The 18,794-nt window shown below is 70.5% G+C and carries 17 protein-coding genes; 10 read left to right on the top strand and 7 right to left on the bottom strand.

Annotated elements, in window-relative coordinates; translation table 11 throughout:
• Positions 1-6: 6 nt before the first annotated feature.
• A complete protein-coding gene (locus H2041_RS03065) occupies positions 7-1,647 on the bottom strand; it encodes a CTP synthase (RefSeq protein WP_293409295.1) in 1,641 nt (546 codons plus the stop codon).
• Between the two features lie 172 nt (positions 1,648-1,819).
• A complete protein-coding gene (gene secG / locus H2041_RS03060; protein ID WP_293409293.1) occupies positions 1,820-2,263 on the bottom strand; it encodes a preprotein translocase subunit SecG in 444 nt (147 codons plus the stop codon).
• A gap of 127 nt (positions 2,264-2,390) precedes the next feature.
• Between secG and H2041_RS03055 the strand changes: the two genes are divergently transcribed.
• Positions 2,391-2,906 carry a GNAT family N-acetyltransferase gene (locus tag H2041_RS03055; protein WP_293409291.1) on the top strand — a complete coding sequence of 172 codons (516 nt, stop codon included), beginning with the start codon at positions 2,391-2,393 and terminating at the stop codon, positions 2,904-2,906.
• On the opposite strand, the gene tpiA is transcribed toward H2041_RS03055, so the two are convergent.
• Positions 2,903-3,655, bottom strand: a complete 753-nt coding sequence (gene tpiA / locus H2041_RS03050) for a triose-phosphate isomerase (protein ID WP_293409288.1) — start codon at positions 3,653-3,655, stop codon at positions 2,903-2,905. The two genes, H2041_RS03055 and tpiA, sit on opposite strands and share 4 nt — an antisense overlap.
• Positions 3,656-3,822: 167 nt before the next feature.
• Here tpiA and H2041_RS03045 point away from each other — a divergent pair, with 167 nt between their 5' ends.
• Both H2041_RS03045 and trpE read left to right on the top strand, forming a co-directional pair.
• Complete coding sequence (locus H2041_RS03045; protein ID WP_293409285.1) at positions 3,823-5,784, top strand: peptidylprolyl isomerase; 1,962 nt, start codon at positions 3,823-3,825, stop codon at positions 5,782-5,784.
• On the top strand, positions 5,781-7,313 hold the full coding sequence (gene trpE / locus H2041_RS03040; protein WP_293409283.1) for an anthranilate synthase component I: 1,533 nt from the start codon (positions 5,781-5,783) through the stop codon (positions 7,311-7,313). The genes H2041_RS03045 and trpE overlap by 4 nt, the downstream gene beginning before the upstream one ends.
• A 7-nt stretch (positions 7,314-7,320) precedes the next feature.
• Here the strand turns inward: trpE and H2041_RS19075 are convergent, their stop codons facing one another.
• Entirely contained in the window at positions 7,321-7,611 is a 291-nt protein-coding gene (locus H2041_RS19075; RefSeq protein WP_363244699.1) for a hypothetical protein, read from the bottom strand.
• A gap of 76 nt (positions 7,612-7,687) precedes the next feature.
• On the opposite strand from H2041_RS19075, the gene H2041_RS03030 reads away from it, so the two are divergent.
• The 5 genes from H2041_RS03030 (at position 7,688) to lexA (ending at position 11,863) form a co-directional block, all read left to right on the top strand.
• Positions 7,688-8,278, top strand: a complete 591-nt coding sequence (locus H2041_RS03030) for an aminodeoxychorismate/anthranilate synthase component II (protein ID WP_293409281.1) — start codon at positions 7,688-7,690, stop codon at positions 8,276-8,278.
• 3 nt (positions 8,279-8,281) lie between these two features.
• A complete protein-coding gene (gene trpD, locus H2041_RS03025) occupies positions 8,282-9,295 on the top strand; it encodes an anthranilate phosphoribosyltransferase (protein WP_293409279.1) in 1,014 nt (337 codons plus the stop codon).
• Complete coding sequence (trpC, locus tag H2041_RS03020) at positions 9,292-10,080, top strand: indole-3-glycerol phosphate synthase TrpC (protein WP_293409277.1); 789 nt, start codon at positions 9,292-9,294, stop codon at positions 10,078-10,080. The genes trpD and trpC overlap by 4 nt, the downstream gene beginning before the upstream one ends.
• Before the next feature lies 1 nt (position 10,081).
• Positions 10,082-11,038, top strand: a complete 957-nt coding sequence (locus tag H2041_RS03015; RefSeq protein WP_293409275.1) for a hypothetical protein — start codon at positions 10,082-10,084, stop codon at positions 11,036-11,038.
• A gap of 123 nt (positions 11,039-11,161) precedes the next feature.
• A complete protein-coding gene (gene lexA / locus H2041_RS03010; protein WP_293409273.1) occupies positions 11,162-11,863 on the top strand; it encodes a transcriptional repressor LexA in 702 nt (233 codons plus the stop codon).
• Here lexA and H2041_RS03005 read toward each other — a convergent pair.
• On the bottom strand, positions 11,844-13,937 hold the full coding sequence (locus H2041_RS03005; protein WP_293409271.1) for a ComEC/Rec2 family competence protein: 2,094 nt from the start codon (positions 13,935-13,937) through the stop codon (positions 11,844-11,846). The two genes, lexA and H2041_RS03005, sit on opposite strands and share 20 nt — an antisense overlap.
• 103 nt (positions 13,938-14,040) lie before the next feature.
• On the opposite strand from H2041_RS03005, the gene gltX reads away from it, so the two are divergent.
• Both gltX and gltA read left to right on the top strand, forming a co-directional pair.
• Positions 14,041-15,447: a glutamate--tRNA ligase gene (gene gltX / locus H2041_RS03000; protein WP_293409268.1), complete on the top strand. Its 1,407-nt coding sequence runs from the start codon at positions 14,041-14,043 to the stop codon at positions 15,445-15,447.
• Between the two features lie 59 nt (positions 15,448-15,506).
• Positions 15,507-16,790 (top strand): citrate synthase, encoded by a 1,284-nt coding sequence (gltA, locus tag H2041_RS02995; protein ID WP_293409265.1) that lies wholly within the window; start codon positions 15,507-15,509, stop codon positions 16,788-16,790.
• Here the strand turns inward: gltA and lpxB are convergent.
• Entirely contained in the window at positions 16,787-17,956 is a 1,170-nt protein-coding gene (lpxB, locus tag H2041_RS02990) for a lipid-A-disaccharide synthase (RefSeq protein WP_293409263.1), read from the bottom strand. The two genes, gltA and lpxB, sit on opposite strands and share 4 nt — an antisense overlap.
• Positions 17,953-18,792 (bottom strand): LpxI family protein, encoded by an 840-nt coding sequence (locus H2041_RS02985; protein WP_293409261.1) that lies wholly within the window; start codon positions 18,790-18,792, stop codon positions 17,953-17,955. Before H2041_RS02985 ends, lpxB begins: the two co-directional genes overlap by 4 nt.
• Positions 18,793-18,794: the final 2 nt, after the last annotated feature.

The raw sequence follows: 18,794 nt of genomic DNA, 5'->3' as shown, positions 1-18,794 counted from the left end.
GGCGGCTCAGACGAGGCGGCTGCGCTCCTTCGCGGCCCCGATGAAGCTGGCGAACAGCGGATGGGGCTCGAAGGGGCGGCTCTTCAGCTCGGGGTGGAACTGGACGCCCACGAACCAGGGATGGTCGGCGCGTTCGCAGATCTCCGGCAGCACCCCGTCCGGCGACAGGCCGGAGAATCGCAGGCCCGTCCGCTCGATGGCTTCGCGGTAGCGGATGTTGACTTCGTAACGGTGGCGGTGGCGCTCGCTGATCGCCTGCCCGCCGTAGATCTGCGAGACCTTCGAGCCGGGCGTGAGGACGGCGTCATAGGCGCCGAGCCGCATGGTGCCGCCCAGGTCGTCGCCCTCCCCGCGCATTTCGCGTTCGTTGCCCCGAACCCACTCCGTCATCAGGCCGACCACCGGCTCGGTCGTCGGACCGAACTCGGTGGAGGAGGCGTCCTTCAGGCCCGCCAGGTTCCGGGCCGCCTCGATCATGGCCATCTGCATGCCGAAGCAGATGCCGAAGTAGGGAATCTCGTGTTCGCGGGCGAAGCGGACCGCGCGGATCATGCCTTCCGAGCCGCGCTGACCGAAGGCGCCCGGCACCAGGACCCCGTGCACGCCTGTCAGGCGTTCGGCGATCATGCCTTCGTCGCCGCTCTCGAAGGCCTCGCCCTCGACCCAGTCGAAGCGCACGCGGACGTTGTTCGCCACGCCGCCGTGCACCAGGGCTTCCACCAGCGACTTATAGGCGTCGGTCAGGCCGGTATACTTGCCGACGATCGCGATGTTCACCTCGCCGTCGGGATTGGTCAGGGTCTCGACGATGCTGTTCCAGCGCGAGAGGTCCGGGGCCGGCGCGTCCTGGATGCCGAAGACGTCCAGCACCTCGGTGTCCAGACCCTGGCGGTGATAGTCGAGCGGCACCGCATAGATGCTGCTGGAATCCTGGGCCTCGATCACCGCGCTTTCGCGAACATTGCAGAAGAGCGCGATCTTGCGCCGCTCGCCGGCCGGAATGGCCGTCTCGCAACGGCAGAGCAGGATGTCGGGCTGAATGCCGATCGACCGCAGTTCCTTCACCGAGTGCTGCGTCGGCTTGGTCTTCATCTCGCCGGCGGTCTTGATGTAGGGCAGCAGGGTCAGGTGGACGTAGCAGACATGGCCGCGCGGCAGCTGCTGGCCGAGCTGACGGATCGCCTCGAAGAAGGGCAGGCCTTCGATGTCGCCCACCGTGCCGCCGATCTCGACGAGGACGAAGTCCACCCCCTCCCCCGGATCGGACAGGACGAAGCGTTTGATCTCGTCGGTGACGTGCGGGATCACCTGGACGGTGGCGCCCAGATAGTCGCCGCGGCGCTCCTTCTCCAGGATCGTCTTGTAGATCTGGCCCGTGGTGACGTTGTCGGCCCGAGTGGCGTTCACGCCGGTGAACCGCTCATAGTGGCCGAGGTCGAGGTCGGTCTCGGCGCCGTCCTCGGTGACGAAGACCTCGCCGTGCTGGTACGGGCTCATCGTGCCCGGATCGACGTTGAGATAGGGGTCGAGCTTGCGCAGCCGGACCTTGTAGCCGCGGGCCTGCAGGAGCGCGGCGAGCGCTGCGGACGCGAGCCCTTTTCCCAGTGAGGAAACCACGCCGCCGGTGATGAAGATGTACCGGGTCATGGGCGATCAACCTACCATCGATTCGGGGCGCCGCGCGTCCCTCGCGCTGCGCCAAAACGTCTGACCTCGCGGCCCCGGAGGACCGCACGAAAATGCATAACCGGCGGCCGCCCCCGGCCGCGCGCCACGCCTCTGGCCGCGGACGGCCGGGCGGATTTCAGGAAAGTCGGCCCTAGGGGGTCGCGGGGGGCGGCGCTTCGTCGGCGGCGGGAGCCTCGTCGCCGGCGAAGGGATTGCGGATCTGCGCAGCCGGCGCCTCGAGCGCCTCGGTGTCGCCGGGCTGCGGGGAGTTCAGATTCGGCGCCGGCGCCGCGGGAACCGCCGGCGCCTGGTTCAGTTGGCTGGGATCGATCGCCTCGATATCCAGCCGGTCGATGGCCGAACCGCCGCTGACGCGGCCGGACACCAGCGTGATCGTCAGGCTGAGCGCGAAGAAGACGCCGCCGAGAATCCAGGTCATGCGCGACAGCAGGTCGCCGGCCCCGCGCGCGCTCATGAAGCCCGAGGGGCCCCCGCCCATGCCGAGCGCGCCGCCTTCGGACCGCTGCAGCAGGACGAGCCCGATCAGGGCGAGACAGACGAGGATCTGGATGACGAGAAGGATGCCGAGCAGCATGGACAGGTCCGAGGTTCTGGCGCAAACCGCAGCCGCGCCGAAAATTCAAGCGGGCGCTCTAACACCCCGCGTCCGCCAAGGCCATAGCTAGGGCGCCGCGGGCGGGGAACAAGTCCGGGGATCATCCATGATGCTGGAGACCGAGCGGCTGCGTCTTCGTCCGATGGTCGAAGCCGACTCCGAACGCCTCTTCCCGATCATGAGCGACGCCGAGGTGATGGCCCACTGGGACATCCCGGAGATCGACGATCCGGACCTGCTCTGCCGCATCGTCCAGAGCCAGGTCGCGACCATGGCCGAAGGCAAGGCGGTCTACTGGGCCATCGAAACCCTGGCCGAGGGGGCCTTCATCGGCGTCTGCGACCTCTCCGAGATCGACCTGTGGCACAAGCGGGCCGAGATCGGCTTTATCCTGGCGCGCCAGGTCTGGGGCCAGGGCTACGCCAGCGAAACCGTCGCCGCCGTCGCCATCCAGGCCGCCGCGATGGGGCTGCGCCGGCTGCAGGCTAGGACCCAGCTCGGCAACCGCCGGTCCGAGGCGGTGCTGGAGCGGCTGGGCTTCAAGCCCGAGGGCCTGCTTCGCGGGCACATCCTGCGCGAGGGCCAGCGGCGGGACTGCCGCCTCTTCGGCCTGCTGCTCTAGAGCCCCGGCGTTCCCGCCACGATGCCAAGGAAGTCGCCCGCCTTCAGCGAGGCGCCGCCGACGAGGGCGCCGCCCACCTCCGGCACGGCCAGGATCTCGGCGGCGTTGGCGGGCTTGACCGACCCGCCATAGAGAATGGCCGGCTCAGCGCCCGCCGGGCCGAACTGGTCGCGCAGGGTGTCGCGGATCGCGCGATGGACCTCCTCGATGTCGGCGAGGCTCGGCGTGAGCCCGGTCCCGATGGCCCAGACCGGTTCATAGGCCACAGTGAAGGCGCGGCCGGAGAGGTCCTGAGGCAGTGAATTGCGGACCTGCCAGGTCACGACGTCCAGGGTCCTGCCGCCTTCGCGGTCGGCGAGCGTCTCGCCCACGCAGACGATCGGCTCCAGTTCGGCGCGCAGGGCGGCGCGGACCTTGGAGGCGACGATCTCATCGCTCTCGGCATAGGTCGCGCGGCGCTCGGAGTGGCCTAGTATGACCATCCTGGCGCCGGCCTCGGCCAGCATCTCGGCCGAGACGTCCCCCGTGAAGGCGCCGGCGACCTCGGGGTGGCAGTCCTGCCCGCCCACGCTCACGGCGCTCCCGGCCAGGGCCGCGCTCATCCGCTCCACCAGAGTCGAGGGCGGGCACAGGGCCAGGCGAACGCCGGCCGCGGGCGCGCCGGCCGCAATAGCGCGCGCCTCCGAAAGGGCCGGGCCGAGGCCGTGCATCTTCCAGTTGCCGGCGATCAGGGGAACAGGTGCGCTCATGCGGCCTCGCGTGGTTCGATGTTCCCGGGCCGGTTAAGCCAAGCCTGCGCCCCTGTCACGTCCTTGCCGATGTCACGTCCTTGCCGATGTCGCGCGCTTGCGGGGGGGAAGCCGCCTCCACTATACCCGCCGCTCTATATGTACATGCGCCCGAGGAAGGGTCCCTCATGCTCGCCGCCGTCCGCGCCTTCGCCAAGTCCTGGGTCGCGGCCATTCTGATCGGGTTGCTGATCATCAGCTTCGCCGTCTTCGGGATGTCCGACATTCTCAGGGGCCAGATGTCCACGGACGTCGTCACCGCCGGCTCCCGCTCCGTCAGCGCCCAGCAGTTCCGCCGGGAATACGACCTGTGGCGCCAGCAGGCCGAGCAGCAGGTCGGCCAGCCGGTGACGCCGCAGATGGCCGCCGAGAACGGCATCATCTCGGGTCTGCTCAACGAGATCGCCACCCGCGAGGCCCTGGCCGTGATGCTGGGCCGCATGGGGCTGCGGCCGAGCGAGGACCAGGTCACCGCCGAGCTGCGCAACATTCCGCAGTTCTTCGACCAGATCAGCGGGCGGTTCGATCCGGCGCTGATGGAGCAGACGCTCAGCCAGTCCGGCCTCACCCCTGACGACTTCCTGACGCGCGTCCGCGATCAGATCGCCCAGCAGCACTTCGCCGCCGGCCTGGTCGCCGGCCTGCGTGCGCCGCGGGCCTATGGGGCCCTCAATGCGATGGTGGACCTCGAGCAGCGCGACCTCGGCTATTTCCAGGTCGGCCTCCGCGACATCGAGCCGCCGAAACCGCCGACCGACGCGCAGCTCAAGGCCTTCATGGAGGAGAACGCCGAGCAGCTCCGGCTGCCGGAATTCCGGGTCATTTCGCTCGTCCGCTTCGCGCCCCGCCCCGAAGACATGCAGGTCGAGGTGACCGACGAGCAGCTGCAGGAGCGCTTCGAATTCCGGCGCGACACCCTCTCGCAGCCCGAGACCCGCAGCCTGGTGCAGATCCCGGCCCGCGACGCCGCCGCAGCGCGCCAGATCGCCGAGCGCCTGCGCAAGGGCGAGGATCCCGCCGCCGTCGCCAAGTCGCTGAACGTCGAACCGGTGACGTATGACAGCCGTCCGAAGTCGGCCATCGCCGACCGAAAGGTCGCCGAGGCGGCCTTCGCCCTTGAGGACGGGGCCGTCAGCGATCCCATCCAGGGCGATCTCGGCCTGGCTGTCGTCAAGGTGACCGATGTCACGCCGGGCCGCGAGCCGACCCTGGAAGACGTCCGCCCCATGCTGGAGGCCGAGATCCGCCAGGACGCCGCCGCCGAGAAGGTCTACGAGCGCACCCAGGCCTATGAGGACGCGCACCTGGGCGGCGCCTCCCTGACCGAGGCGGCGCAGACGGCCGGCGTGCCGGTTCTCACCCTCGGCCCCGTCACCGAGAGCGGTCGCGACGAGGAAGGCCGCCCCGTCGAAGGCGTCTCGCCGCAGATCCTCGAAGCCGCCTTCGACCTGGCGGAAGGCGCGGAGAGCGACCTGGCCGAACTGCAGAGGGGCGAGTACTTCGCGGTGAAGGTCGAACGCATCACGCCGCCGGCCCTGCCGCCCCTGGAGGAGGTGAAGGCCGATCTCACCCGCTTCTGGATGCAGCGGGAGATCATCCGGCGGCTGGAAGCCAAGGGCGACGAACTGGCCGCGCGCGTGCGCGAGGGCGAGAGCCTGGAAGCCGTCGCCTCCTCGATCGGGGCGCGGGTCACGCGCGCCGCGGCGCTCGACCGGGCCACGGCGCAGGAGAATGGCCAGCTCTCCGACGACGCGCTCATGAAGACCTTCGGCGCCAAGGTGGGCGAGGTGTTCCGGGCGCGCGACGTCCAGCTCGGCATGATCGTCGGCAAGCTGGACGCCATCCGTCCAGGCGATGTCGAGGCGGTGGCGCAGGCGACCGAACAGGGCCGGCCTCAAATGGCCATGAGCCTCTTCCGCGATCTCGCCGCCTCGGCGAGCGCCGCGGCGCGCGAAGAGGTCAAGGTCCGGATCAACGAAGAGCGCGCCCGGGCCGAACTCGGCCTCGATCCCGAGGTTCCCGAGTCGGGCGAATCGGAACCCGCCGCCAAGGCCCCCGCCGCCAAGGCGCCGGCGGAGCCCGCAAAGTGAAGATCGAGCCCGAGCTTTCCAGCTTCGCCCAGGCCTATGCCTCGGGTGCGGCCCAGGTGGTCTTCACGCGTCTGATCGACGATATCGAGACGCCGGTCTCCGCCTATCTGAAGATCGGCCACGGCCACCCCTACGCCTTCCTCTTCGAATCGGTGGAGGGCGGCGCCTATCGCGGGCGCTATTCCGTGATCACCCTGAAGCCCGACCTTGTGTGGCGCTGCCGGGGCCAGACGGCCGAGGTCGCCGAGGGCGAGGACATCGCCGCCGGGCGCTTCCGCCCCGAGGCGCGACCGACGCTGGATTCGCTGCGCGATCTGGTCGCGGCCAGCCGCCTCGACATTCCGGAGGGGCTGCCGCCGATGGTGGCCGGCGTCTTCGGCGCGCTCGGCTATGACATGGTTCGCCTCGTCGAGCGCCTGCCCAACGTCAATCCGGACACGCTCGACCTACCGGACGGGGTGATGACCCGCCCCTCCGTCGTGGCGGTCTTCGATGCCATCGGTCAGGAGATCATCCTCGCGACCACGGTTCGGCCCGACGGCCGGGACGCCGAGGCGGCCTACGCGGCGGCGCAGGCGCGACTCGCGGCGGTGATGGAGGACCTGAAGGCGCCGGCGCCGCGTCTGACCGGCCAGGGCCAGCCTGTGGCCGACGCCTTCACCACCCCCGTCAGCCGCGAGGCCTATCGGGAGATCGTGGAGAAGGCCAAGGCCTATATCCGCGCCGGCGACATCTTCCAGGTGGTGCCGAGCCACCGCTTCCGGGCGCCCTTCCCGCTCGATCCCTTCGCCCTCTACCGCTCGCTGCGCCGGACCAACCCGTCGCCCTTCCTGTTCTTCCTGAACTTCGGCGACTTCCAGCTGGCCGGCTCCAGCCCGGAGATCCTGGTCCGCCTGCGCGACGGCAAGATCACGATCCGGCCGATCGCCGGCACCCGGCCGCGCGGCGCCACGCCCGAACAGGACCTGGCGCTGGAGCAGGAGCTGATCGCCGACCCCAAGGAGCGGGCCGAGCACCTGATGCTGCTCGATCTGGGCCGCAACGACGTGGGCCGGGTGGCCATGCTGCGGCAGGCCGGCCGCAACGACCCTCAGCCACGCCGGAACGGCCCCTCCGTGCGGGTGACGGACTCCTTCTTCGTGGAGCGCTACAGCCACGTCATGCACCTGGTCTCCAACGTCGAGGGCGACGCGCCCGAGGGGGTCGACCCCGTCGACGTGCTGATGGCCGCCCTGCCCGCCGGCACGCTTTCGGGCGCGCCCAAGGTGCGCGCCATGGAGATCATCGACGAGCTGGAGATCGAGAAGCGCGGCATCGCCTATGCCGGCGCCGTGGGCTATTTCGGCGCCGACGGCTCGGTGGACACCTGCATCGTGCTCCGCACGGCCTGCTTCAAGGGCGGCCAGATGTACGTCCAGGCCGGCGGCGGCGTGGTGGCCGACTCCGATCCCGACGCCGAGTACGACGAGACTCAGCACAAGGCCCGCGCCCTGCGCCGCGCCGCCGAGGAAGCCTGGCGCTTCGTCTGAGCGCCGCTCAGGACTCCGGCGGCAGGATGGATTCGGTGAGCGGCGCCTCGCTGAGCGGAATGTCGGCGAGCGAGGCTTCGCCGGCCGCCGGCCCATCCTCCGCCTGCGGCGGCAGCACATGCTGGGTCACCACGGGCGGCGCCGTGATCATGGCCGCGGCGAGGGCGAGCGCGGCGATGGCCGCGAAGGCCGCCGCCCCCAGAACGGGCCCCAGCCGTTCGCGCTTCGCCGGTGGCGCGAGAAGCGCGCGGGCCTGGGCCAGGGCCTCGGGATCCAGGGCGGAATCGATGACGGACATGGCTTCAGCTTCGCTGCGCCGAACGCCATATGCAACGATGGTTGGCGCATCCGCCGCCTTGGCCTAGAGAAACCCCATGATCCTCGTCGTCGATAACTACGACAGCTTCACCTACAACCTCGTCCACTACCTGAACGAGCTTGGGGCCGAGACGCTGGTTCGCCGCAACGATGCGCTGAGCGCCGAAGAGGCGATCGCGATGAAGCCGGAAGGCGTCCTGCTGTCCCCCGGGCCCTGCACCCCGAACGAAGCCGGCATCTGCCTCGACCTGCTGCGTCAGGCGCCGCAGGACCTGCCGATCCTGGGCGTCTGCCTGGGCCACCAGGCCATCGGACAGGCCTTCGGCGGCGAGGTCGTGCGGGCGAGCCAGCTGATGCACGGCAAGACGAGCCCGATCCACCACACCGACAAGGGCGTCTTCAAGGGCCTGCCGGAGCCCTTCACCGCGACGCGCTATCACAGCCTGTCGGTCAAGCGCGACACCATGCCGGCCGAGCTGGAAGTCACCGCCTGGACCGACGACGGCGAGGTGATGGGCGTGCAGCACGTCAGCCGCCCCATCTTCGGCGTCCAGTTCCACCCGGAATCCATCGCCACCGAGGGCGGCCACGCCCTGCTCTCCAACTTCCTGGACCTGGCCGGCGCCAGGCGGCTGTCGGCCGCCTGAGCAATGTCCGACGCCTTCAAGCCCCTGCTGGCGCGCCTGGCCGACGGCGCGACCCTGTCGGAAGAGGACGCGCAGGTCTTCTTCTCCGCCTGCCTGCGCGGCGAGCCGACTCCGGCGCAGATCGCCGCGGCGCTCACGGCCATGCGCATGCGCGGCGAGACGGTCGGCGAGATCACCGCCTGCGCCCGGGCCATGCGCGAAGCCGCCGTGACGCTGGAGCATCCGTTCCAGGTGATCGACGTCTGCGGCACGGGCGGAGACGGGCTGCACACCCTGAACATCTCCACCGCAGTGGCCTTCGTGGTCGCCGGCGGCGGACTGAAGGTGGCCAAGCACGGCAACCGCGCCCTGTCCTCCCGCTCCGGCGCGGCCGACGTGCTGGCGGCGCTGGGCGTCAACATCATGGCCAGCCGCGAGCAGCAGCTGCGGGCGCTGGACGAGGCCGGGCTCTGCTTCCTCTTCGCCCAGGCCCACCACGGGGCGATGAAGCACGTCTCTCCGATCCGCGCCGAACTGGGCTTCCGCACCCTCTTCAACCTGCTGGGGCCGCTCACCAATCCGGCCCGCGCGCAGCGCCAGGTGCTCGGCGTCTTCTCCGACCGCTGGGTCGAACCGCTGGCGCGGGTCCTCGGCGCCCTGGGGACCGAGCGGGCCTGGGTGGTGCACGGCGGCGGCATGGACGAGATGACCACCACCGGCGAAACCCAGGTCGCCGAGTGGCGCGACGGGCAGGTGCGCCTCTTCACCGTCACCCCGGAGGCGGTCGGCCTGCCGCGGGCGGCCCTGTCGGACCTGACGGGCGGCGCCCCCGAGGAGAACGCCCAGGCGATCCGCCGCCTGCTGGACGGAGAGACCGGCCCCTATCGCGACATCGTCGCGCTGAACGCCGCGGCGGCCTTCCTGGTCGGCGAAAAGGTCGAGACCCTTCGCGAGGGCGTCGAGCTGGCCGGCCAGATCCTGGACGACGGACGCGCGCGCCAGGCGCTCGCCCGTCTTTGCGAGACCACAAACGCATGAGCGACGTCCTCGAACGCATCGCCGACTACAAGCGCCAGGAGGTGGCCGACCGCCGTCGCGCCCGCAGCCAGGACGCCATGGAGGCCGCCGCCAAGGCCGCCTCCGCGCCGCGCGGATTCCAGGCCGCCCTGGAGCGGGCCCACGCGCCGGGCAGGCTCGCCCTCATCGCCGAGGTGAAGAAGGCGTCGCCGTCCAAGGGGCTGATCCGCGCCGACTTCGATCCGCCCGCGATCGCAGCCGCCTATGAAGCCGGGGGCGCGGCCTGCCTGTCCGTCCTGACCGACGCGCCGAGTTTCCAAGGGTGCGAGGACTTTCTGGTGGCCGCGCGCGCCGCCGTCGCCCTGCCCGTCCTGCGCAAGGAGTTCCTGGTCGATCCGTGGCAGGTGGCCGAGTCCCGCGCGCTCGGCGCCGACGCCATCCTGATCATCATGGCCATGGTCGACGACGTCCTGGCCGCCGAGTTGCACGCCGAGGCCCGGCGCCTGGCGATGGACGCGCTGGTGGAGGTCCACGACGAGGCCGAGATGGCGCGCGCCGGAGCGCTGGGCGCGACGCTCGTCGGCGTGAACAACCGCAATCTGCGCACCTTCGAGACCGATCTGGCCACCACAGAGCGTCTCGCCGCGCTGTCGCCGTCGGGCGCGCTGCTCGTGACCGAGAGCGGCATCGGCGGCCCGGCCGACGTGCGCCGGCTGGAGGCCTGCGGCGCCCGGGCCATGCTGGTGGGGGAAAGCCTGATGCGGCAGGCTGACGTCACCGCCGCCACCCAAGCCCTGCTGGCCTGAGGTGTTCGGCCAGGCCGCCCGCCTCGTGGCCGCCGCCAAGGCCCGCCGACCGGGAAAGGCCCTGCCCGCGCCCGGCGGCTGGGTCTATCTGGTGAACGACACCAACGACTTCCTGTCCTGGCAGTTCGGTCTGAAACGCTGGACCCCGGCCGAGGCGAGAGCCGTCCGGCAGACCCTGCAGGCGCGTCTGGCCGCGCTCTCGCCGACGCCCTACCGGATGTTCGTCACCCCGGAAAAGAGCGTGGTCTATCGGGAATGGCTGCCGGAGGGTCTCGACCGGCTCCGCAACGCCGCCGATCGTCCCGCCCTTCAGATGGCCGCGGCGGCGCCCGCGGCGGTCCACTATCTCGCCCCCTGGTTCGAGCGGATGAAGCGGCTGGGCTTCGTCTACTTCCGCGGCGACACCCATGTGAGCTGGCTCGGGGCCTATCTGCTCTATCGCTATGTGATGGAGACGATCGCCCAGACCGGCGTGACGACCACGCCGTCCATCGCCTACAGCGACCTCCTGCCCGAGCTCGCAGGGTTCGAAGGCGACGTCTATGCTCAGCTCGACGAGGCTGACCGGGCCGCCTTCGCCGCCGACGCGGGCTACGCCCAGTGGCGCAACATGCTCGAGCTCGGCCTCCTCTACCGGCTGCATCCCGACACCGCCCGGGCCCGGCGCGTCCGCCTGGCCGACGATTACCTGCCGGGATTCCGCGGCCGGGAGCTGGTCGCCTTCGAGACGGGCGATTCGACCCTGCCGCGGGCCGTCGTCTTCCGCGACTCGACGGCCACGGAGGTGATGCCCTTCCTCTCCGAGCATTTCGCCCGCGTGGTCTATGCCTGGCACGACGGCGACGTGCTCGCCGAGATCCTCGACCGCGAGCGGCCCGACATCGTCCTCCACTTCGTGGCCGAGCGATTCCTCGCCACCTATCCGGACATGCCGCCGATCAACCGGCTTCAGACCTGAGCCGCCGCGCAAGCCGCGGATTCCGCTGCGAAAAGGCAGATCGCAGGCGGTAACTTGACATTAAGGAAGAACACCTAGAGAACATCGATAACGTTAGCGCTTTGTTCTCAAGGTTCGGAAGCCATGCTCACCCGCAAGCAGCACGAACTGCTCATGTTCATCCATGAGCGCATCAAGGAGACCGGCGTCTCGCCCTCCTTCGACGAGATGAAGGAGGCGCTGGACCTCGCGTCCAAGTCCGGGATCCACCGGCTGATCACCGCGCTCGAGGAGCGCGGCTTTCTTCGCCGCCTGCCCCACAGGGCCCGCGCGCTCGAGGTGGTGAAACTGCCGCAGCAGGCCACGACCGCAGCCCCGCCCAAGGGGCGGCAGGCCTTCCGTCCGCAGCTGGTCGAGGCCTCCGACGCCCCTGCGCCGGGCCTGCCGGCCGCGGCCAACGACACGCGGGAGCTGCCGGTGCTCGGCCGCATCGCCGCCGGCACCCCGATCGAGGCTATCCAGCAGGAGCGCGACCGCCTGCATGTGCCCGAAACGATGCTGGGCGCCGGCGAGCACTTCGTCCTGGAGGTTCAGGGCGACTCGATGATCAACGCCGGCATCCTCGACGGCGACTATGTGGTGATCCGCAAGACGGACGCGGCCAATTCCGGCGAGATCGTCGTGGCGCTGGTCATGGGCGAGGAGGCCACGCTGAAGCGCCTCCGCCGCAAGGGCGCCTCGATCGCGCTCGAGGCCGCCAACCCGGCCTACGAGACCCGCATCTTCGGACCCGACCAGGTGGCGGTCCAGGGTCGGCTGGTCGGCCTCATTCGCCGCTACCACTAGCGCCCCAGGTCCAGGGCCGGCGGCCGCGCAGGTCCTGCGCCCACTGGAGCCTCCAGCCCTCGGCGCCGCGATAGAGCTCGGCGGACCCGCCGGCGGCGAAATCTGCGCCCGACAGCAGGATCGCTCCCGGGCAGGCGGGGCTCTGCAGGGGCGCGCGCACGATCACCACCTCGGCGGAGGCGCAGAGCCTCGCCAGGTCCTCTGCTCCCGGGGTCTTGCGACTCCAGACCGCCGCGACGGACACAGGGGCCGCAGCGCCCGGCCGGCAGGACCAGCGGTCGCACACATAAGCGGCGTCGCGGCGCGCGGCGTCCTCCTCGGCCGCCAGGCCCCGGCGCTGCGCCCAGCGTTCGGCCGCGAAGCGTTTGACCTCCGGCCGCAACAGGATGGCCGCATCGCCCGAGCGGACGGCGACCTGGGCCCCGTCGGCGGCCACGAACAGAGCCGGCGGCTCGCCCCTCGGCGCCAGGCTGACGGCGAGGGCGAAGGGCAGGCCCGCCCACCGCACCGGGCCGCGCCAGAGGCAGACCCAGAGAATCCCGAGAAAGGCCATGGGCAGGGCCCAGGCCGGCGCGCTTCCGACCAGCAGGGCCGCGCCTGGGGCATGGGCCGCGGTCGCAGCGATCCCGGTGATGCCGGCGATGCCCCATCCAGCCACGGCAAGCGGCGCATCTCCCAGCCCGAACGGGGTCAGGACCGCCCCCACGGCGAGGGCCGGCATCATCAGGAAGGAGGAGACCGGCGCGGCGGCCAGGTTGGCCAGAAGGCCGAAGGTGGCCATGCGGTTGAAGTGCTGGAGCGCGAAGGGGCCGGTGGCGAGGCCGGCCACGAAGCTGGCCGCCAGGCTCGCGGCGAGCCAGCCGAGCGCCCCCTGGGCGGCGCGGATCGGCCAGGGCGCATTGATCTCCCGCACGCTCCGCGGCCACGCCTCGGCCAAGGCCACCAGCGCCGCCGTTGCCGAGAAGGACATCTGGAATCCCGGTTCCGTCACCGCCTCGGGCTGCAGGACGAGCACCGCCAGGGCGGCGATGGCCAGGGTGTGCAGGCTGATGGCCCGCCGGTCGAACAGGACAGCCGCGAAGGCCACCGAGGCGGTGATCGCCGCCCGCTCCGCCGGGGCCGGCGCGCCCGAGACGACCAGATAGCCGCCGACGGCCAGGAGGCCGGCCAGGGCGGCGGCCTTCTTGCTCGACATCCTCAGGGCGAGCCAGGGCCAGGCGGCCACGCCCAGACGCGCCGCGGCGAAGACGAAGCCGCCGACGATGGCCATGTGGAGTCCCGAGATGGAGATGATGTGCGCCAGACCCGAGGCGCGCATGTCCTCGATCTGCTCGCGCGGGATGAAGGCCTGATGGCCGGTCACCATGGCCGCGGCGAGACCGCCGGTTTCCCGCCCCATCGAGCGGACGATCCTCTGAGCCAGGTTCCAGCGCATGGCGTTGATGGCCATGGTCCAGCGCAGGCGAAGGGGGACCTGTGTCGCTTCGGCGGGCTCGGGCCCCTTCAGGACGAAGCCGACCCCGCCGATGCTCTCGAAATAGGCGTCGCGGGCGAAGTCGTAGCTGCCTGGGCTGGCGGGCGGCGGCGGCGGGTTGAGCAGCGTCAGCACCCGTACGGCCGAGCCCGGCGGCGGCGGGGATTCGCGCAGGGTGAGCCGAACACGGGCGGGCGTCGCGTCCGGCGGCAGCCCCTCGACCTGCGTCGGCGCCACCAGCATGCGCGGACCGCCCTCGCCCGGATTGGCGACGTCGAGGACGTAGCCGCTGAGTCCGACGGGTCCCTCCAGGGCGGGCGCGACGGGTGTTCCAACCGCCAGCGACCGCAGCTTTGCGACGGCGAAGCCCGCCAGGCCGAAGGCGATCAGGATCAGGGCGACGGCGACGATCCGCCGTCGGCCCCAGCGGCGGCTCGCCCAGAAGGCGGCCGCCGCGAGGCCCGCCGCGCTCCAGGCGACGAACGGCAGAGGCTCCCCCGGCAGGGCGAAATAGGCCGCGCAGCCCAGCCCGAAGGCCACCGGCGTCCAAAGGCTCCAGCGGTCGGCGTTGGCGGCGAACTGTCCTGCGAGCGCGGCCATCAGGTCGGCGAGGCTAGGAGCCCGAGCCAGGCCCGTGCTAAGGGACCCGCCCCAAAGCCCGGCGATCGCGCCGCGGCGCATCACCTTCATTCCTGCGATATCGATGTCCGACCGTCCCGTCGTCACCCGGATCGCCCCCTCGCCCACCGGCTCCATGCACATTGGCACGGCGAGGACGGCGCTTTTCAACTGGCTTTATGCGCGCCACACCGGCGGCAAGTTCCTGCTGCGCATCGAAGACACCGACCGTGAGCGCTCCACCGAGGCTGCGGTGAAGGTGATCTTCGAGGGGCTCGAATGGCTCGGCCTGCAGCCGGACGAGGAACCGGTCTTCCAGGCCGCCCGCGCCGATCGTCACCGCGCGGCCGTGGAGGAGCTTCTGGCCCGCGGCGAGGCCTATCGCGACTACATGACGCCCGAGGAGCTGGAGGCCGAACGCGAGACCGCCCGCGCCGAAGGGCGCGTCGTGCGCTCGCCCTGGCGGGACCTCTCCCCGAACGACGCGCCCGACCGGCCCTTCGTCGTGCGCCTGAAAAGCCCGCGCGAGGGGGAGACCCTGGTCGCCGACCAGGTCAAGGGCGACATCCGGTTCCAGAACAAGGATCTGGACGACCTGATCCTGCTGCGCACCGACGGCTCGCCGACCTACAATCTGGCCGTCGTGGTCGACGACCACGAGATGGGCGTCACCCATGTGATCCGCGGCGACGACCACCTGAACAACGCCGCCCGCCAGACGCTGATCTACAAGGCGCTGGGCTGGGAGGTCCCGGTCTGGGCCCACCTGCCGCTGATCCACGGTCCGGACGGCGCGAAGCTCTCCAAGCGCCATGGCGCCCAGGCCGTCAGCGAGTTCGACGCCATGGGCTACCTGCCCGAGGCCATGCGCAACTATCTGGCCCGGCTGGGCTGGGGCCACGGCGACGACGAGATCTTCTCCGACGATCAGGCCATTTCCTGGTTCGACATCGCCGACGTGGTCAGCGCCCCCTCGCGCCTGGACTGGGCGAAGCTCAACCACCTGAACAACCACTACATCCGGCAGGCGGAGATCCCGCGCCTCGCCGACCTGGTCACCGCCATCCACGCCAGCCGCGACCTGAAGGTCCGCGAGGCCGATCGCGCGGTTCTGGAGCGCACGATTCCGCTGGTGCGCGACGGCGCCAAGACCATGCTCGACCTGGCCGACGCCACCGTCTTCGTCCTGCGTCAGCGCCCGCTGGATATGCCGGAAAAGGCCGCAAGCCTGCTCACCGACGAGACCCGCGCCCGCCTGTCGCGGCTGCGCGATCGCCTCGCCGCGGCCGAGACCTGGGAGGTCCCGGCGCTGGAAGCCGAAATCCGGGGGTTCGCCGAGTCGGAATCGGTGGGCATCGGCAAGTTCGGACCGGCGCTGCGCATGTGCCTGGCCGCAGGCTCGCCTGCGCCGGACCTGGCGGGCGCCCTGGTGGCGCTGGGCCGCGACGAAAGCATGGCCCGTCTCGACGACGCGCTTTCGCCCGCTGCGTAAAGCGCTATAAGGCCAAGCGAACGAACGTTTTAATTCCTAGTTACAGGAAAGGGGATGGCATGGGCGATACGGCGAAGGTCAACATCGGCGCCAAAACCGTCGAACTACCCGTTCTGAAGGGTACGGCGGGTCCAGACGTGGTCGACGTGCGCAAGCTCTACGCCGAGGCCGATGTCTTCACCTACGACCCGGGCTTCACCTCGACGGCCAGCTGCGAAAGCAAGATCACCTATATCGACGGCGACGCCGGCATCCTGCTGCATCGCGGCTATCCGATCGACCAGCTGGCCGAGAAGTCGAGCTTCCTGGAAGTCTGCTACCTGCTGCTGCACGGCGAGCTGCCGAACGCGGCGGCCTATACCGAGTTCGAGCACAACATCACCTACCACACGATGTTGCACGAGCAGTTCGACCGGTTCTTCGCCGGCTTCCGCCGCGACGCCCACCCGATGGCCATAATGGTCGGCGCGGTCGGCGCCCTGTCGGCCTTCTATCACGACAGCACCAACATCGATGACCCGCAGCAGCGGATGATCTCGGCTCATCGCATGATCGCGAAGATGCCGACCATCGCCGCGCGCGCCTTCAAGTACTCCAAGGGCCAGCCGTTCGTGCATCCGCGCAACGACCTGTCCTATGCGGAGAACTTCCTGCGCATGTGCTTCTCGGTCCCGGCCGAGGACTGGAAGCCGAACCCGGTCCTGACGCGCGCCATGGACCGCATCTTCATCCTGCACGCCGATCACGAGCAGAACGCCTCGACCTCGACCGTCCGCCTGGCCGGTTCGTCGGGCGCCAATCCGTTCGCCTGCATCGCCGCCGGCATCGCCTGCCTGTGGGGTCCGAGCCATGGCGGCGCGAACGAAGAAGCGCTGAACATGCTGGCCGAGATCGGTTCGGTGGAGAACATCCCCGAATACGTCCAGGGCGTGAAGGACCGCCGCTATCGCCTCATGGGCTTCGGCCACCGGGTCTACAAGAACTACGACCCGCGCGCGAAGGTGATGCAGCAGACCTGCCACGAAGTGCTCGCCGAGGTCGGCCACAGCGACGACCCGCTGCTGAAGGTCGCCATGGAGCTCGAGAAGATCGCGCTCAACGACCCCTACTTCATCGAGCGCAAGCTCTATCCGAACGTCGACTTCTACTCGGGCATCACGCTCCGGGCGCTCGGCTTCCCGCCGGAAATGTTCACCGTCCTGTTCGCGCTCGCGCGGACGGTCGGCTGGATCGCCCAGTGGAAGGAAATGATCGAGGATCCGTCGCAGAAGATCGGCCGTCCGCGGCAGATCTACACGGGCGCGCCGCAGCGCGACTACGTGCCGGTGGACCAGCGGGGCTAAGGCTCAGCCCCGACCACCTTCAGAACGGCCAGCGCGGCGGCCTCCGAGGGATCGGGGCCGCCGCGTCCCATTTTGTCGAGGGCTTCGTACTGGGCGCGCACCTGCTGCTGGCGCGCCGAGGGGGCGTCCAGCCGCGCGGCGATCTCCCGGGCGATGCGCGGACCGTTGCAGTCGTCCTGGATCAGCTCCGGCGCCACGAAGTCCTGGGCCGCGATGTTGAACAGCGTCACATAGGGCGTGCGGATCAGCCGCTTCAGGATGGCGTAGGTCACCGGCCCAAGGCGGTAGCCCACGACCATCGGAACCCCCGCCAGGGCCAGTTCGGTGGTCACGGTTCCCGAGCAGGCGAGCGCCACGGTCGCCGCCTTCATCGCGTCGAGCTTGGCCTCCTCGCCCTCGACCACATGGACCTTGTCGGGCCAGCCGGCGACCTGGTCCTTGACCATCGCGGCCACCGTCGGAGCCGCGGGGATGACCACCTCCAGATCGGGCCGTTCCGCCTTCAGGATCCGCACGCCTTCTCCGAACGGGGGCAGCACGCGGGCGATCTCGCTCGGTCGGCTGCCCGGCAGGACGAGGAGGATGTCCGCCTCCGCCCCGATCCCGAGACGCTTGCGCAGCCGGCCGGGATCTGCGCCGGAAAAGTCGACGCTGAGCGCGCTGTTGCCCACGAAGGTGACCGGCAGGCCCTCCTTCTCGAAATAGGGCGCGTCGAAGGCGTGGATCGACAGCAGGTGGTCGACCGAGCGGGCGAGCGTCGCCGCCCGCCCCGGCCGCGAGGCCCAGACCTGAGGCCCGACATACTTCACAAGCGGAAGGTTGGGCTGTTGCGCCTTCAGCCGCTGGGCGACGCGCAGGGTGAAACCCCAGGAGTCGATCAGGATGGCGACGTCCGGCTTCTCCCGCGCCGCCAGGGCCGCGGTCTCGTCGGCGCGTCGGACCACCTTCGGATAGGCCAGCAGGCCCTCCAGCAGGCCCAGGATCGACAGTTCGGCGATGTCGAAGGGACTGACGAGCCCCTCCTCGGCCATTCGGGCCCCGCCAACGCCGACGAAGCGCACGCGATCGGGTCCCAGTCGTTGCTTCAGGGCGGCCATGAGGCCAGCCCCGCGATCATCGCCCGAGGCCTCTGCGGCCACCAGCATGACGCAGAGCGGCCGGGTCACGACGCCTGCGGGTCCACGCCCACGATGAAGAGGCCGAGTTCGTCGGCCAGCGCGATCACCTCGTCGCGATCCAGGACCAGCAGGCGGCCCGCCTCCCCGACGATGCCGGCCAGCCCGGCGCGGGCGGCGCGCTGCACCGTCCCCAAGCCGATGGTGGGCAGATCGACGCGGGTCTCCTGGATGGGCTTGGGCGCCTTGGCGATCACGCCGCGAGGCGCGCCGGGACGGCCGCGGATGTCCTCCGGCAGCTCGCCGACCCGCCGCAGCATGGCGTCGGTGCCCTCCTGCGCCTCCACGGCCAGGACCAGGCCGTCGCAGACCACCGCCCCCTGCCCGATGTCTAGGCGTCCGATCTCGCGGGCGACCTGAAGGGCGCGGGCGATGTCTTCGGCGTGGCCGGCGCCGGGCGCCACGGTTCCCAGAGGCCCGGCCGGCAAGCGGAGATCGCCGACCGCCTCGTCGGCGCCCTCCACCACGAAGCCCTCCTTCTCGAACTCGGCGAGCAGGGCGCGCAGCAGCGCGTCATCGCCCTTACGGGCGGCGGCGACGATGCCCGGCAGGGCCACGATGCCGCGCAGGTCGGGCTTCAGGGCGGCGAAGTCCGGCCGCGCCACCTGTCCGGCGAAACAGACCGCCTCGCAGCCGGCGCGCTTGAGCGTCTTGATGCACTTGCCCAGTTCGGCGATGCCGACCTCGGCGCCCGGAAAGGCCTCCAGTTCAGGCCCCGCCGAGCCCTTCAGGCGGATCACGAAATAGGGGCGTCCGCCCTTCTCGCAGGCGCTGGCGATCTCCACCGGCAACCCGCCGCCGCCCGCAATCAGGCCGAGCTTGCGCAAGG

Source organism: Phenylobacterium sp. (assembly GCF_013911965.1).
In the GTDB taxonomy this organism is placed as follows: Bacteria; Pseudomonadota; Alphaproteobacteria; order Caulobacterales; family Caulobacteraceae; genus Phenylobacterium.
The sequence above is the reverse complement of the archived record's forward strand: the minus strand, read 5'-3'. Positions and strand labels throughout refer to the sequence as shown.